The following is a 14,534-nucleotide window of genomic DNA, read 5'->3' as shown; positions in this document are numbered from 1 at the left end:
TCGCACGTCACACGCGAAGAGCCCGAGAAATACCGACGGCCGTCGATCGAAGCGGTCGGACCCATATTGGTCCGGCAGCCACTACCGAAGACCGCCCATTCGAAGACGGGCCTTCTGGATGACGCACTGGAACGGTGCACGCGGATGTGCGCGGACCGCACCGGATGCTCGAGCCAATCAGGCTCCAAACATGTCTATGTTACACCGCCGCAATCAGCGGTTTCTCAGGGTGGTGCCCTCGGGAAGCAGTTACTACACGTCCTCGACGCACACCGTGAACTGGCGTTCGTCGTAGGCATAGCCGAGTCCGGTGGCGCACTGGTCGACGTTGGCGACCTTCTGCATGATCTGAGTGGCGCGCTGGCGATTGGGCACGGACCGATCGCTGCAGTCGACCCGAATGGGGTCACGGCCGTTGTCCGGGTCGATGCTCATGCAGCCACCGACCACCCAGTCGATGTCCATGCAGATGGTCGACCCAGAGCCGCTGAACGAACTGCGTGTCGAGTAGTACGAATCGACGTCAGTCGGACAGTCATCGGTGATCTGGACGGTGCCGACGACCCTGAAGTTCGACTCCGGGCTTCCGCACTGCACCTTGGTGGTCTCCGGCCGGTCCGGCGGGCCGCCGACCTTGAGACAATCGCCGACCTGCATGTCCGCGGCGGCCGCCGGCGAGCATCCCACCAAAGCGGTCGCCACGACGACGAGCGCCGACGCTGCGATCGCGCCCGCGGGCAGCGTTCCCACTCGGGTCAGCGGCGCAGGCCCAGGCGCTCGATCAACGAGCGGTAGCGCGCCACGTCGACCTGAGCGATGTACTTGAGCAGACGACGACGCCGACCCACGAGCAGCAGCAGTCCGCGCCTCGAGTGGTGATCGTGCTTGTGCATCTTGAGGTGCTCGGTCAGATCGGAGATGCGCTTCGTTAGCATCGCGATCTGAGCTTCCGGCGAACCGGTATCGGTCTCGTGCAGGCCGTACTGGCCGAGGATTTCTTTTTTCTGCTCGGTGGTGAGCGACATGAAACAACTCCATCCATGGGTTCGCGAAGAACATCTGAGGCGCGGCCGCCGCGAACTGCAGCGCGCGCTGGGTCGCCGGAAAGTCTAACAGCGCCTTAGCGCGCGAACCGAATCGTCACTGCGCAGACAGGATCTTGCGGGCCCGCTCGGTATCGCCCTTCATCGCCACGACGAGGTCGTCGACCGAGCCGAACTTCTCCTGCCCGCGGACGCGCGCGACGAAGTCGACGGCGACGTGCTGACCGTAGAGATCGGCCTGGGTGTCCAGGACGAATGCCTCGACGGTGCGGGTGCGACCCGAGAAGGTCGGGTTCGTGCCGACCGACACGGCGGCCTGATATCGCTCGCCGGGGATGACCGTGCCCATCACGGGCCCGTGGCCGAGGACCGTGAACCACGCCGCGTAGACGCCGTCGGCGGGGATGGCGGAGTACATCGGTGGTGCGACGTTCGCGGTCGGGAAGCCAAGACCCCTGCCCCGGCCGTCGCCACGCACCACGACGCCCTCGACGCGGTGCGGTCTGCCGAGCGCCTCGGCCGCCGTGACGACGTCACCGGCATCGACGCAAGATCGGATGTAGGTCGACGAGAAGGTGACGGTTTCGTCCCGGTGGTGTTCCGAGACCAACGACATGCTCTCGACCGCGAACCCGAACCGCTCGCCCGCCTTGCGCAGCATGCCGACGTTGCCACCCGCCTTCTTGCCGAACGTGAAGTTCTCGCCGACCACGACCTCGACGACGTGCAACCGCTCGACGAGGAGTTCGTGGATGTACCGCTCGGGCGTGAGCTTCATGAAGTCCGAGGTGAACGGCATGACGAGAAACACGTCGACGCCCATCTCCTCCACCAGCTCGGCACGTCGCGTGAGGGTGGTCAGCTGGGCGGGGTGACTTCCGGGGAAGACGACTTCCATCGGATGGGGGTCGAACGTCATCAAGACCGTCGGCACTTCGCGGGACCGGGCCGCCTTCACCGCGTGATTGATGAGTTCGGCGTGTCCGCGGTGAACACCGTCGAACACACCGATGGTGACGACACACCTGCCCCAGTCCGTGGGGATCTCGTCTTGGCCCCGCCAGCGCTGCACGACGGCAAGCCTACGACGCGCCGCGGCGGCCGGCACCGCTAGATGCCCACATGGGCAGACGATTGCCTAAACTTCCACGTTATGAGCCCGGATGACGGCACTCGCGACTTGTCGGCGGTTGCCCAGGACTATCTGAAGGTCATCTGGACCGCCCAGGAATGGTCTGTCGACAAGGTCAGCACCAAGATGCTGGCCGAACGCATCGGGGTCTCCGCCAGCACGGCCTCGGAGTCCATCCGCAAGCTCGCCGACCAGGGCCTCGTCGACCACGAGAAGTACGGCGCCGTCTCGCTGACCGCCGCAGGCCGCACCGCTGCGCTCGCGATGGTGCGTCGCCACCGTTTGATGGAGACCTTCCTGGTGCGTGAACTCGGCTACGGGTGGGATGAAGTGCACGACGAGGCCGAGATACTCGAGCACGCCGTGTCCGACCGGATGCTGATGCGAATCGACGCGAAACTCGGGTATCCGACCCGCGACCCTCACGGCGATCCGATTCCGGCTGCGGACGGGCAGGTACCGACTCCCGACGCCCGGCAACTGTCGGTGTGCCGTGACGGCGAGACCGGGACGGTGGCCCGCATCTCCGACGCCGACCCCGAGATGCTCCGCTACTTCGACAGCGTGGGAATCAGCCTGGACTCCCGGCTACGGGTACTGGCTCGTCGGGACTTCGCGGGCATGATCTCGGTAGCCGTGGAGAGTCCCGCCAATCAGGAAATTCCCGAAAGCACCATCGACTTGGGAAATCCTGCAGCAGAAGCGATCTGGGTCGTCTAGACCCTTCGAAGGGCGATGGCCGCAGAGCTGCCCTTGCGGCAACTCTGCGGCCGCCCACCGTTGGTGGGGTTGGCACCGCCACGCGTAACCGGTGCTATCGCGCGATCGTCGCCGGTTTCGGCGGCTCGTCGAGGCGCTCGGAGCCGACCGTCACGTCGTGTCCGCCCTCCAACTCGGCGAATGCCGCGTCGTCGGCGAACGACTTGAGCCGGGCGATCCGATAGATGAGCAGGCCATAGAGCGCCTTGGCCAAGATGTCGGCAATCGAGTAGCCGGCTTGCTTACCAACCCATGCGTCGGCACCGTCTAGGCCTAGCAGCGGCAGCAGGTAGGCGATGGGGTACACACCCCACGTCGCGAACAGCAGGATCCGCAACCGACTCACGGTCTGGCGCACGGCCGGTGGCTGACGGTCGAGCGACCGGGTCAGTTCGACGAACAGCACGTACAGGATGTAGAGGAACGGGATCGTCGACAACAGACCGAATACGTTGCGCGTGAGGTTGTCGTTGCTGATCTCACCGGGATACCCCAGCGCGATCATCAATGCGGACGCGGGAATCAGTCGCATCAGCAATGAGGTCTGGATCTTCTTCGCCAGGGCGAGCACCACCACCAGTTCGACCAGCAGCAACGGCACGGTCAGCAGCCAGTCGACGTAGCGATAGCCCTCGTTGAATGCCGATCCGGCCGCCTGGGTGTACGTTCCTTGGCCGCCGACTGCATCCGTCACGAACGCTTCGCGGAACGAATCGAAGATCCGGAAGTAGTGGTAGGCGGCGATGCCGCAGACCACGGCAGCGACCACGAGCGCCTGCCGGTAGCGGGGCAGTACCCGTGGTTGGACGACGAGCAGATAGATCGCGGTGAATAGTTGGGCCGCGATCACCAGCGACAACAGGTTGTAGACCGTGTGGTACTGGCCATTGGTCAATTGGTCGGGAATCATCTCCGTCTTTCTCTGGCAGACAATATTTCGAGCGCACTCGCCTTTTGACGACGCGCCGTAGGGCGTTCCATGTGGAGCTGCTGGTGTTGGCGATCCGCAGTCGAACCTCCTCCGCAGGACTCGGAACTAGCGCGGTGCGTCGGCGAAAGACGGTCACGGGCTTTTATGCTCGTCATGCCCGGGCAACCTCGTCCGACGTTGGGAACAGTCCCGGCCAATTCCACTATTGCTCCGGATGCCGTTATCGCCGCGGGACTAGTGGCGATGACGGAAGTGGCTGTCGACCCCAACGTTTGTGACGTTACACCCGCGTCAATGCGGAATCGTCATTACGCAATGGTGACGTGTGACGCGATTCGTCACATTCGGACGCAGATCGGTGGGCGGACGGGCAAACAACTGTCCACCATGGTGATTCACGGTGCGCACGGGCAAGGTGATGCATACCTTGCCTCTCACCCCGACCCCCGGGACGGCGAGATTCAAGGCGTACTCTCACGATGTGCGCACGTCGCCCGATACCGAGATCACCGCCGGCACCCTTCCGCGGCTGAGGTGACCGCAGCGGCGGGTGAGCAGACCCGAACGCCGCGTTCGCCTCGAACCCTCGACCGGCGGGTGACCATCTTCTGCCTGTGTGCCGTGGCAGCCATCGTCGGCTGGGCATTTCTAGACCGTCCTGGCCTGGCGTCGGTCTCGCCAGTCGTGGCCGCCGTCGGCATCGTCGTCGGGGTACCGCACGGTGCGATGGACCATCTCGTGCCGGGCCTCGCATCGCGGCGCTGGCAGGCGCCCACCCAGCTTGCGCTGGTCGTCGGTGTCTACCTCTTGGTGGCCGCGGTGGCAACTCTGGCGTTGTTGCGCGTACCCGACCTCAGCTTCGCCATCTTCCTCGTCGTGTCCGCGTTGCATTTCGGCTGGGCGGAAACGACATACGCGGCGGAACGCAGTGGCCACTCGGTTCCGCGGCTGCGCGACGGCTGGTGGGAGGCAGTCGCTCACGGCTCGGTCGTCGTCGTGCTGCCGCTGTGGTCGGCCGAGGGACAGTCCGCGATGCGGCCGCTGCTGCCCACCCTGGTTGACTGGGTGGCCGCGGTCCCGGCGCAATGGGCGACGAGCGCGGTCGTCCTGACGTGCGCCCTCTCGGCGCTTCGCCTCGCCTCCCGTCGACGCGTCCTCGAGGCGGCCGAGTTGATCGCCGTTCTGACACTGTTCCTCACCGTGCCGGTGTTCGCGGCGTTCGGCGTGTACTTCGGTCTCTGGCACGCAGCCCGTCACACGACCCGGTTGATGGACGCTCTCGCTCCGGGCGAACCAATACGTTTGCAGCTCAGGGCATTTGCACGTGCGGCTGCCCTTCCGTCTGCTGCGGCACTCGTCGTTCTCGGCATCTTGTTCGCCTACAGATCCAACGTCGGCCTGGTGATGACGGGAGTGTCCGTACTGCTCGCCCTCACATTTCCGCACGTCGTCGTCGTCGCGCTATTCGACCACCATCGACGGGTCGCCTCAGTGACGTCTACAGGGTCGACGGACGAATGACGACGACGGACTTCGTCCGCGCACCGTCATCGGCGAGCAACGCGATCACCCGGCCGTCCGACGCCGTCGCGGCGTACACGCCGTCGATTCCGCACGGCGCCAACGATCTTCCGTTGGATGCCGACTCCGACTCCGAGTCCGTGAGCTCGCGCCGGGGAAACCCCAGCAGGCAGGCCTCGTCCAGGGAGTAGCTCAACCTGGGTGAATCGGTCAGCTGATCGAGGGTGTGTGCCTCCCCCAGCCCGTATGGGCCCACCCTCGTGCGGCGCAGGGCGGTGAGGTGCCCGCCGACTCCGAGGGCCGTGCCGACGTCGCGCGCCAGCGCCCGGATGTAGGTGCCCGACGAGCAGTCGACCTCGACGTCGACGTCGACGAACTCGTCGACGCGGCGGACGGCGACGACTTCGAACCGTTCGATCCGCACGGTGCGTGCAGCCAGTTCGACGTGCTTGCCGTCGCGCGCCAACTTGTAGGCCCGTTGGCCGTCCACCTTGATCGCACTGACCGCCGAGGGGATCTGATCGATCTCGCCGCGCAGGCCGGCGATGGCATCGTCGATGTCGGCGTCGGTGACGTGTGCGGCCGGAACCGTCTGAAGCACATCACCTTCGGCATCCTCCGTGGAGGTGGTCTGCCCCAACCGGATGGTGGCGGCGTAGGCCTTCTCCGTCGCCGTCAGGAGACCGAGGATCTTCGTGGCCCGCTCGATCCCCACGACGAGCACACCGGTGGCCATCGGATCCAGCGTGCCGGCGTGCCCCACCTTGCGGGTGCCGAAGAATCTGCGGCAGCGGCCCACCACGTCATGGCTCGTCATCCCCGGGGCCTTGTCGACGATGAGGAGGCCGGGTGGCGGGGCGCTCACAGCACGATCGCCGTCAGCACCAGGCCCTCGTCCACCGACCATCGGCCCGACAGTGCGGTCAGCGGCGGCCCCGACTCGGCCGCCGGATCGATCAGGATCCGCGACTCAAAACCGCCGGCGCCGCCGGAGCCGTCGACCGTGAAGCTGATGTGCGCGTCCTCGAAACCCAACCAGCGGTGCGTCAGCGGGAACCATGCCTTGTACGTCGCCTCCTTGGCGCAGAACAGAATTCGGTCCCAGTGCGCACCGCCGAGAAGATTGGCCAGCTCTCGTCGCTCCTCGGGCAGGCTGATGGCCTCGAGCACGCCCTTGGGCAGCACGTCGTGGGGTTCGGCGTCGATGCCGACGGAACGGACGTGCGCCTCCCGCCCGACGACCGCGCCGCGGAAGCCCTCACAGTGCGTCAAGCTGCCGACGACGCCATCGGGCCAGCACGGTTCGCCCTTGTCTCCCTTCAGGATCGGCACGGGCGGTAGGCCGAGGTCACCGAGCGCCTTGCGCGCGCAGTGGCGGACGGTGATGAACTCGTTGCGCCGCTTGGCCACCGAACGAGCGATGAGCGGTTCCTCCTCGGGCAGCGGCGCCAGATCTGGTGGATCCACGTACAGTTCGGCCGAGGCCATCGGGGAGGGCACCACGCCCGACAAGAGCCTGCCCGTCACGCTCGCCTACTCCTAACCCGCTCCTGCATCTTCTCGGCGTTGGCGCGCATCTCTGGCGTGATCTCGAAGTGACCGCCGAACTCGTTGAGATATCCGAGCGGGTACTTCGGATCGGGCAGTATCTGTCGCATCCACCGATAGGGCTTGCGGCGCCGCCATTCTCGCGGATAGCCAACCGACACCTCCTCGAACCGCACGCCGTCGTACCACGTGGTGCGCGGAATGTGGAGGTGACCGTAGACCGAACAGAGTGCGTTGTAACGGGTGTGCCAGTCCTTCGTGGCGGTCGTGCCACACCACAGTGCGAACTCGGGGTAGAACATCGCGTCGCAGGGTTCGCGCACCAGCGGAAAGTGGTTGACCAGGATCGGCGGCGTCAGCCAGTCCAGATCCTCGAGCTTCTCGCGCGTCTGCTTGACGCGATCGCGGCACCATGCGTCGCGGGTGGCGTACGGCTCGGCGGACAGGAGGAACTCGTCGGTGCCCACCACGTTGCGCTCACGGGCGACGGCGAGACCCTCGGCCTTCGTCGCGGTGCCTTCGGGCAGGAACGAGTAGTCGTACAACAGGAACATCGGCACGATGGTCGCCGGTCCCCCCTCTTCGGTCCAGACAGGGAAGGGGTGCTCGGGGGTGACGATGCCCATCTCGTCGCACATGTTGACGAGGTAGTCGTAGCGCGCCCGGCCGAAGATCTGCATCGGATCCTTGGTCGTGGTCCACAACTCGTGATTGCCCGGCACCCAGATCACTTTGGCGAAGCGCTTTCGCAGCAGGTCCAGCGACCAACGGATCTCGTCGGTCCTTTCGGCGACGTCGCCGGCGACGATCAACCAGTCGTCCGGGGACGACGGATGGAGCGATTCGGTGACGGGCTTGTTACCGGTATGACCGATGTGAAGGTCACTGATCGCCCAGAGCGTCGGCTTGCGATGGTCTTGTGACGGCGGAGACACAACCAGCCAGCCTACTTGCATGACGGTGTGACGCTCGCCCGGCAACTAGAACATGTTCTGCTTTTCGGTCCGGGCGACAGATTGGGACTTGTGCACTCCCCGCAATGGACAACGAGAAACAACGGACCCGCGCCCGTTCGATGCGTGCGAGGACATCCCGATCGACGTCATCAACGGACTCGGGCTGGGCTTCACTCCGCCGGAGCACGAGGACTGACTGCGGTGTCACTACGACGCGGGCAACTATCAGATGGCGGTCGAGGCGTTCGTCTGGCGAACCTACGAGCAGACCCTGCCTGCGGATGCCGTGGAGTTGGACATCGCCGGCCATCGCGCCGCGCAGTACTGGATCCTGAAGCCGTCGGACCGGAACAACCGCTTCTGGTTCAGTTGCATGATCGCGTTCGACACCAGCTACGGCGTGCTCCAGCAATCGCTGTTCTACGCGCCGGTCTACAGCGCCGACGACGTGGACTGCATGCAGACCAACCTCAGCGGGCCCGGCAACTGGTGCCGTTCTACAAGTTCTAGGCCTGCCCGCGACGTGGGTAACGTGCAGGGCGTGGCTCCCCGCATGAACGCCAAGCGCGTCGCCTCCCTCGTACTCGGCCGCTTGTTGAAGCTGCCTCCGCCCACGACGGGCTTCAGCGTGCTCCGCGGGTTGCGCGTGCCGATGCGAGACGGCGTCGATCTGGTCGCCGACCACTACGCGCCGCAGACCGCCGCGCCCGCCGGGACTCTGCTGGTTCGCGGTCCCTACGGCCGCGCCTTCCCCTTCTCGAGCCTGTTCGGCGCCGTCTACGCCGCGCGCGGCTATCACGTGGTGATCCAGAGCGTGCGCGGCACGTTCGGCTCCGGCGGCGAGTTCACGCCGATGATCCACGAGGTGGCCGACGGCGCGGACACCGTCGACTGGTTGCGCCACCAGGCCTGGTTCACGGGGTCGTTCGCCACGATCGGGCTGTCCTACCTCGGCTTCACGCAGTGGGCCCTGTTGATGGACCCGCCGCCGGAGATGGCCGCCGCGGTCATCATCGTCGGCCCGCATGACTTCAGCCAGTCCGCTTGGGGCACCGGCTCCTTCACCATCAATGACTTCCTCGGGTGGAGCGACATGATGTCTCACCAGGAGGATGCGAACCGACTTCTCGGTGCATTGCAGCAGGGTCGGGCCCGACAGCGGGTGGCGCGCACCGTCAACCAGGTGCCGGTGGGCGCGTCAGGACGAACCTTGCTCGGCACGGGTGCGCCGTGGTGGGAGTCGTGGGTCGAGCACCCCGATCGCGAGGACCCGTTCTGGGCACCCCTTCGTCTGACCGACGCCCTCGACCGGGTCGACGTTCCCGTGCTGCTGTTCAGCGGCTGGCAGGATCTGTTCCTCGAGCAGACCCTGGCGCAGTTCGGGCACCTTCGCGGCCGGAACGTCACGACGGCCCTGACCGTCGGGCCGTGGACGCACAAGCACCTGATGACCAAGGGGGCGCCGACCGTCATCCGGGAGTCACTGTCGTGGCTCGATGCCCACCTCGGAGGCAAACCGGTCGCGCCCCGCAGCCCGGTACGGGCCTATGTCGGCAAGGACGACTGGCTCGACCTTCCCACGTGGCCGCCGGCGATGACCGAGCATGTCTTGTATCTGCAACCCGCACATCGACTTTCGACTGATCCGCCCGACGGGTCGGCTCCGCCGTCGACGTTCACCTTCGATCCGGCCGACCCCACGCCCACCATCGGCGGTCGGCTCCTTTCGCCCGAGGGCGGTTATCGCGACGACACGCGGCTCGCCGTGCGGCCCGACATCGTGGACTTCACCGGTGACCCGCTCACCGCCGACCTCTACGTCATCGGCAACCCGGTGATCGAACTGTCCCATTCGTGCGACAACCCTCACAACGACGTGTTCGTCCGGCTCAGCGAGGTCGACGCCAGGGGCCGATCGACCAACGTCAGCGACGGATTCGTCAGGCTGACAGCCGATTCCGGTGTCGTTCGACTCGAACTCGACGCCGTCGCACATCGGTTCCCCGCCGGCTCCCGGCTGCGCGTGATGGTCGCGGGCGGCTCGCACCCGCGCTTCGTACGCAACCTGGGCACCGGTGAGCCGCCGATCTCGGGAACGGAGATGAAACCTGCGACCCACAGCGTGCATCACGGCTCGGGCGGACTGTCCCGTCTGGTGCTGCCCGCGGGTCCGAAGCCGCCGTCAGCCGACTGACGCACGCACCCGCTCGGCGATCCCCGCCAGTGTCGCCTCGTCGTGCACGGGGTCGACCCATTCCGGCGTGACCGGCAGATCGACCCAACTCTTGCAACCCCCGTACGCCGGATCTCTATGCAGCCGTAGTGGATTCATCAGCGCACGGGCCGACACCACCAGCACCGTCAGCAGGTGCTTGGGGCGGAAGTCCAGCCGATCGGAGCGCACCGACGCCGCCGTCCAGATGTGGGTGTCCGCCAACTCCTCGAGGCCCTCGGGACGGTTCACCGCCACGGCGGCAACCACTTTCGCGCCTGCCCGTACGACGATCTCGTCTGCGGTGCTGTCGAGTTCTGCGGCGAGGAGCAGGTCGCGGTGTTCGGGTCGGACACGAGCCGCTTGCTCGTGCGCCACCGTGGGGAAGAACACGAACTCGCCCGCGGCGAGATCGAACCGCTTCTCGTGAATGCCGCCCTTGCGCAGTAGCACCGTCTGCCGACCGTCCAGCATCGCGCGCACCGCGGCGCTCCACTCCTTGAGCGCGGGTGCGCTCACTGCGCCGCGAGCCTGGCCCGAACCTCGGGACGACGCAGCGGTGGAATCGTCTTCGGCGGCTGCCGCCGCGGCGGCAGTGCGTTCAGCAGACGCGTGGTCGTCGCGGTCACCTCGGCGACCGCCTTCTCGAAGGCCTCGGCGTTGGCGGCGGTCGGGCGGGTGATGCCGCTGACCTTGCGGACGTACTGGCGCGACGCGGCCTCGATCTCCTCGGCTGTCGCCGCGGGTTCGAGGCCACGCAACTCGGTGATGTTCCGACACATGCGTCAACCGTAGGTCGATACGGTGAAGACATGCCGAGCACGGAAGCTGACACCGTCCTGTCGATCGACACCACCGACCGCGTCCGCGCGCTGACCCTGAACCGGCCGCAGGCACGCAACGCGCTGTCGGCCGAGTTACGCACCCGGTTCTATGCGGCCCTGCGCGAGGCGGAGGCCGACGACGAGGTCGACGTCGTCATCCTCACCGGTGCCGACCCCGTGTTCTGCGCCGGCCTGGACCTCAAGGAGCTCGGCGACACCACCGAACTTCCCGACATCTCGCCCAAGTGGCCGGCGATGAACAAACCGGTCATCGGGGCGATCAACGGGGCCGCCGTCACGGGTGGTCTCGAGCTGGCGCTCTACTGCGACATCCTGATCGCCTCGGAGAACGCGCGCTTCGCCGACACCCACGCCCGCGTCGGGCTGATGCCGACCTGGGGGCTGAGTGTGCGCCTGCCACAGAAGGTCGGCGTGGGACTGGCCCGGCGGATGAGCCTGACCGGTGACTACCTGTCCGCCGACGACGCACTGCGGGCCGGACTGGTGACCGAGGTCGTCGCCCACGACGAGCTGCTACCCGCGGCCCGCAAGGTCGCGGCAGCCATCGTCGGCAATAACCAGAGGGCGGTGCGGGCGTTGCTCGGCTCCTATCACCGCATCGACGCCCTGCAGACCAGCGCGGGGTTGTGGACCGAGGCGGAGTCGGCGCGGCAGTGGATGCAGGTTGCGACCGGGGACGACATCGCCGCCAACAGGTCCGCGGTCCTGGAACGCGGCCGCTCCCAGGTCCGCTAACCTCCCTTCTCCCGCGAGCCCTCCCTTCTCCCGCGAGCGTCAGCCGGTTCCCGGCACCAGCCAACGCCCCGACCACGCGCGCCAGCCGACGAAGACCAGCCGCAGCACCATGAACGTGGTCAGGCCCGACCAGATACCGACCAGGCCCCAGCCGAAGATCGACGAGAGCCAGATCAACGGCAGGAAGCCGACGACCGCACTGGCCAGTGTCGCGTTCCGCATGAACTTCGCGTCCCCCGCGCCGAGCAGTACCCCGTCGAGCGCGAACACGACTCCGGCAATGGGCAACTGCGCCACCAGGAACCACCACGGCACGCCGATCACGTCCAGCACCGAACGGTCCGAGGTGAACAACTGCGGAAACACCGACGCCCCCACCGCGAAGACCGCGGCGAGCATGGCTGCGGCGACCGTCGAGAAGATCGTCACCCGCCAAGCGACCGACTTGGCGTGCGCCAGCTGACCGGCACCGAGCGCCGCACCGACGAGCGACTGCGCCGCGATCGCGAGCGAATCCAGCACCAGGGCAAGGAAACTCCACAGCTGGAGCACCACCTGATGCGCGGCGACCGCGGCCGCGCCGAACCGGGCTGCCACCGCGGCGGCGGAGACGAAGCACACCTGGAACGCCAGGGTGCGCACCACCAGATCGCGGCCCATCACTACCTGTGCGCGCAGCACCGCGACGTCCACCCGCAGCGTCACCCGTTCGGCGAGCAGCGCCCGGCAGAACAGCAGCCCGGCCAACGACTGGCCGACCAGGTTGGCCACCGCCGACCCGGCCAGTCCCATGCGCGGCATCCCCACCCAGCCGTACACCAGCGTGGGGCACAGCACCGCGGACAGGGCGAAACCTGCGATCACGTAGCGCAGCGGCCGCGCCGTGTCCTGCACGCCGCGCATCCAGCCGTTGCCCGCCAGCGATATCAGAATGGCGGGCGCGCCGAAGATCGCGATCCGAAGCCACGGCAGCGCCGTCTCGGCGATCTCGCCACCGCCCGCTATCACCGCCAGGATCGGCACCGCCGCCGCTTCGATGACGACGACGACGAGTGTTCCCAGTACGAGGGCAAGCCAGGTGGCCTGCACCCCCTCGCCGACGGCCGACGCGCGGTCACCCGCCCCGAAGAATCGCGCGGCTCTCGCGGTCGTCCCGTAGGACAGGAACGTCAGCTGCGAGGACACCAGCGACAGGATCAACCCGCCGATGGCCAGACCGGCCAGGGCGACCGCGCCCAGACGCCCCACCACGGCAAGGTCGAACAACAGGTAGAGCGGTTCGGCGGCAAGCACTCCAAGAGCGGGCAGCGCAAGCCCGGCGATACGCCGGCCGGTTGCCTGTGGCTGGTCGGTCGGCTCAGCCAAGAGCCTGAGCCAGCGCCTCCACCACGTCATCGACCGCACCGGTCGCGGAGTATCCGGCGGCCAATCGGTGCCCACCGCCGCCGAAGGCGCTCGCGACCCCGGACAGGTCGAACGACTTGGCGCGCATCGATACGGTCCAGTGCTGCGGCTCGACTTCCTTGAACACCGCGGCGACCTCCGCCTGGGCCGTGGTGCGCACGATGTCGACGATGCTCTCGACTTCCTCGGGCCTGGCGTTGCACCATTCCTGGTGTCCGACAACGGCATACACCAGGCCGCGCCCGTTCACGGCGTCCGACACCAGATGCGCGGACGACAGCACGCGCGACAACATCGGGAGCCAGGAGAACGGGTGGGTGTCCAGAAGCGTCCGACTGATCGACGCGTTGTCGACGCCGAGCTCCAGCAGTCGGGCGGCCAGCCGGTGTGCGCGCGCACTGGCCCACCGGAACGATCCGGTGTCGGTGGTGAGACCGGCGTACAGGCAATGGGCGACGCGCTGGTCGATCGGCTTGCCCCACGCGTCCAGCAGCTCGGCGACGAGCATCGTCGTGGAATCGGCGGACGGATCGACGTAGTTGGCCGTGCCGAACAGTTGATTGGACGCGTGGTGATCGATCACCAGAACCTCGCGGCCGGAATCGGCGAGCGCACGCAGCGCACCGAGCCGGTTGACGCCAGGGATGTCGACGGTCACCACCAGGTCGCTGTCACCGTGCATCGCCTCGGGATCGACCAGCAGATGCTGACCGGGCAACGACTGCAGCGACTCGGGAAGAACCGACGGCGCGGCGAACCCGACCTCGACGCGCTTACCCAACCGATCGAGAACGAGGGCAAGAGATAGACCTGCGCCGATGGTGTCCGCATCGGGATAGACGTGGCACACCACGCTGACGGACTCCGCAGCGTCGAGCAGCTCCGCAGCTCCTCGACCATCGACGCGCAAGGATGACCGAGATACCTCAGTCTTCGGGTCGATCGCGGTCATAGGTGTCCTCAGGATCACGCACGTCGTCTGGCTCCCCGCCGGATTCTTCCGCCCCCGTCACACGGTACGGGTCAGCGTCACCTGCCGGTGTGGCACCCTGCCGAATCCGCGCGAGATCGGCATCGGCCTGGCGGGCCTTCGCCAACAGGTCCTCCATGTGGGCGGCCGTATCGGGCACCTTGTCCAGGACGAATGCCAGCGTCGGCGTGAAGCGCACACCGGTGCCCGCACCGACCTTGGAGCGCAGCACGCCCTTGGCTCGTTCCAGCGCAGCGGCGGCGCCTTCGTAGTCCGGTTCGTCCTGCAGCGTCTCGCCACGCACCGTGTAGAAGAGGGTCGCGTCGTGCAGGTCACCCGTGACCTTCGTGTCCGTGATCGTCACGAAGGCCAGGGGCGGATCCTTGATCTCGAACTCGATGACCGAGGCGACGATGGTGCCGATGCGCTTCGATAGCTTGCGCGCCCGTCCAACGTCAACCACGATTCTCCTCGCGTA

General features: G+C 66.9%; 16 protein-coding genes. 4 read left to right on the top strand and 12 right to left on the bottom strand.

Annotated features, from left to right (window positions below; genetic code table 11):
• Positions 1-252: 252 nt before the first annotated feature.
• The 3 genes from lppU to VET27_RS08585 all read right to left on the bottom strand — a co-directional run bounded on the left by lppU (position 253) and on the right by VET27_RS08585 (position 2,115).
• Positions 253-750, bottom strand: coding sequence for an LppU family putative lipoprotein (gene lppU, locus VET27_RS08595; protein ID WP_526517035.1), 498 nt, complete (start codon positions 748-750; stop codon positions 253-255).
• Positions 751-755: 5 nt separating this feature from the next.
• Positions 756-1,025 (bottom strand): 30S ribosomal protein S15, encoded by a 270-nt coding sequence (gene rpsO / locus VET27_RS08590; protein WP_140688001.1) that lies wholly within the window; start codon positions 1,023-1,025, stop codon positions 756-758.
• Positions 1,026-1,140: 115 nt separating this feature from the next.
• Positions 1,141-2,115, bottom strand: a complete 975-nt coding sequence (locus VET27_RS08585; protein WP_526517033.1) for a bifunctional riboflavin kinase/FAD synthetase — start codon at positions 2,113-2,115, stop codon at positions 1,141-1,143.
• Positions 2,116-2,196: 81 nt separating this feature from the next.
• Between VET27_RS08585 and mntR the strand changes: the two genes are divergently transcribed.
• Positions 2,197-2,895, top strand: coding sequence for a manganese-binding transcriptional regulator MntR (gene mntR / locus VET27_RS08580; RefSeq protein WP_526517031.1), 699 nt, complete (start codon positions 2,197-2,199; stop codon positions 2,893-2,895).
• A 94-nt stretch (positions 2,896-2,989) separates the two neighbouring features.
• On the opposite strand, the gene VET27_RS08575 is transcribed toward mntR, so the two are convergent.
• A complete protein-coding gene (locus tag VET27_RS08575) occupies positions 2,990-3,844 on the bottom strand; it encodes a bacteriorhodopsin-like (protein ID WP_526517029.1) in 855 nt (284 codons plus the stop codon).
• A 618-nt stretch (positions 3,845-4,462) separates the two neighbouring features.
• Between VET27_RS08575 and VET27_RS08570 the strand changes: the two genes are divergently transcribed.
• Positions 4,463-5,386: a Brp/Blh family beta-carotene 15,15'-dioxygenase gene (locus tag VET27_RS08570; RefSeq protein ID WP_526517027.1), complete on the top strand. Its 924-nt coding sequence runs from the start codon at positions 4,463-4,465 to the stop codon at positions 5,384-5,386.
• On the opposite strand, the gene truB is transcribed toward VET27_RS08570, so the two are convergent.
• Genes truB through pptH form a run of 3 tightly spaced genes read right to left on the bottom strand, consistent with a single transcriptional unit; the run spans position 5,364 to position 7,890 of the window.
• Positions 5,364-6,293, bottom strand: a complete 930-nt coding sequence (gene truB, locus VET27_RS08565; protein WP_526517025.1) for a tRNA pseudouridine(55) synthase TruB — start codon at positions 6,291-6,293, stop codon at positions 5,364-5,366. The genes VET27_RS08570 and truB overlap by 23 nt on opposite strands.
• Entirely contained in the window at positions 6,248-6,874 is a 627-nt protein-coding gene (gene pptT / locus VET27_RS08560; RefSeq protein WP_526517347.1) for a 4'-phosphopantetheinyl transferase PptT, read from the bottom strand. Before pptT ends, truB begins: the two co-directional genes overlap by 46 nt.
• Before the next feature lie 35 nt (positions 6,875-6,909).
• On the bottom strand, positions 6,910-7,890 hold the full coding sequence (pptH, locus tag VET27_RS08555; RefSeq protein WP_526517345.1) for an ACP phosphodiesterase PptH: 981 nt from the start codon (positions 7,888-7,890) through the stop codon (positions 6,910-6,912).
• Between the two features lie 553 nt (positions 7,891-8,443).
• Between pptH and VET27_RS08550 the strand changes: the two genes are divergently transcribed.
• Positions 8,444-10,084, top strand: a complete 1,641-nt coding sequence (locus VET27_RS08550) for a CocE/NonD family hydrolase (RefSeq protein WP_526517343.1) — start codon at positions 8,444-8,446, stop codon at positions 10,082-10,084.
• Here VET27_RS08550 and VET27_RS08545 read toward each other — a convergent pair.
• The gene (locus VET27_RS08545; RefSeq protein WP_526517023.1) at positions 10,073-10,621 is read right to left on the bottom strand and encodes a DUF1802 family protein; all 549 of its coding nucleotides are present in this window, start codon (positions 10,619-10,621) and stop codon (positions 10,073-10,075) included. The two genes, VET27_RS08550 and VET27_RS08545, sit on opposite strands and share 12 nt — an antisense overlap.
• Complete coding sequence (locus tag VET27_RS08540) at positions 10,618-10,884, bottom strand: DUF2277 domain-containing protein (protein ID WP_526517021.1); 267 nt, start codon at positions 10,882-10,884, stop codon at positions 10,618-10,620. The genes VET27_RS08545 and VET27_RS08540 overlap by 4 nt, the downstream gene beginning before the upstream one ends.
• Positions 10,885-10,914: 30 nt before the next feature.
• Between VET27_RS08540 and VET27_RS08535 the strand changes: the two genes are divergently transcribed.
• Positions 10,915-11,682 (top strand): enoyl-CoA hydratase, encoded by a 768-nt coding sequence (locus VET27_RS08535; RefSeq protein WP_526517020.1) that lies wholly within the window; start codon positions 10,915-10,917, stop codon positions 11,680-11,682.
• Positions 11,683-11,721: 39 nt separating this feature from the next.
• On the opposite strand, the gene VET27_RS08530 is transcribed toward VET27_RS08535, so the two are convergent.
• Genes VET27_RS08530 through rbfA form a run of 3 tightly spaced genes read right to left on the bottom strand, consistent with a single transcriptional unit; the run spans position 11,722 to position 14,519 of the window.
• Entirely contained in the window at positions 11,722-13,077 is a 1,356-nt protein-coding gene (locus tag VET27_RS08530) for an MATE family efflux transporter (RefSeq protein ID WP_526517018.1), read from the bottom strand.
• A complete protein-coding gene (locus VET27_RS08525) occupies positions 13,040-14,038 on the bottom strand; it encodes a DHH family phosphoesterase (protein ID WP_526517016.1) in 999 nt (332 codons plus the stop codon). The genes VET27_RS08530 and VET27_RS08525 overlap by 38 nt, the downstream gene beginning before the upstream one ends.
• Complete coding sequence (rbfA, locus tag VET27_RS08520; RefSeq protein ID WP_526517014.1) at positions 14,013-14,519, bottom strand: 30S ribosome-binding factor RbfA; 507 nt, start codon at positions 14,517-14,519, stop codon at positions 14,013-14,015. The genes VET27_RS08525 and rbfA overlap by 26 nt, the downstream gene beginning before the upstream one ends.
• Positions 14,520-14,534: the final 15 nt, after the last annotated feature.

The sequence above is a fragment of the Mycobacterium sp. genome (assembly GCF_035633495.1).
GTDB lineage: Bacteria > Actinomycetota > Actinomycetes > Mycobacteriales > Mycobacteriaceae > Mycobacterium.
The sequence above is the reverse complement of the archived record's forward strand: the minus strand, read 5'-3'. Positions and strand labels throughout refer to the sequence as shown.

Bases quoted from the DNA above. Each gene is read 5' to 3' on its own strand.
- rpsO (WP_140688001.1), bottom strand. From the start codon at position 1,025: ATGTCGCTCACCACCGAGCAGAAAAAAGAAATCCTCGGCCAGTACGGC.
- mntR (WP_526517031.1), top strand. From the start codon at position 2,197: ATGAGCCCGGATGACGGCACTCGCGACTTGTCGGCGGTTGCCCAGGAC.
- VET27_RS08575 (WP_526517029.1), bottom strand. From the start codon at position 3,844: ATGATTCCCGACCAATTGACCAATGGCCAGTACCACACGGTCTACAAC.
- truB (WP_526517025.1), bottom strand. From the start codon at position 6,293: ATGGTCGGTGGACGAGGGCCTGGTGCTGACGGCGATCGTGCTGTGAGC.
- pptT (WP_526517347.1), bottom strand. From the start codon at position 6,874: ATGGCCTCGGCCGAACTGTACGTGGATCCACCAGATCTGGCGCCGCTG.
- pptH (WP_526517345.1), bottom strand. From the start codon at position 7,890: ATGCAAGTAGGCTGGCTGGTTGTGTCTCCGCCGTCACAAGACCATCGC.
- VET27_RS08550 (WP_526517343.1), top strand. From the start codon at position 8,444: ATGAACGCCAAGCGCGTCGCCTCCCTCGTACTCGGCCGCTTGTTGAAG.
- VET27_RS08540 (WP_526517021.1), bottom strand. From the start codon at position 10,884: ATGTGTCGGAACATCACCGAGTTGCGTGGCCTCGAACCCGCGGCGACA.
- VET27_RS08535 (WP_526517020.1), top strand. From the start codon at position 10,915: ATGCCGAGCACGGAAGCTGACACCGTCCTGTCGATCGACACCACCGAC.
- VET27_RS08530 (WP_526517018.1), bottom strand. From the start codon at position 13,077: ATGACGTGGTGGAGGCGCTGGCTCAGGCTCTTGGCTGAGCCGACCGAC.
- VET27_RS08525 (WP_526517016.1), bottom strand. From the start codon at position 14,038: ATGACCGCGATCGACCCGAAGACTGAGGTATCTCGGTCATCCTTGCGC.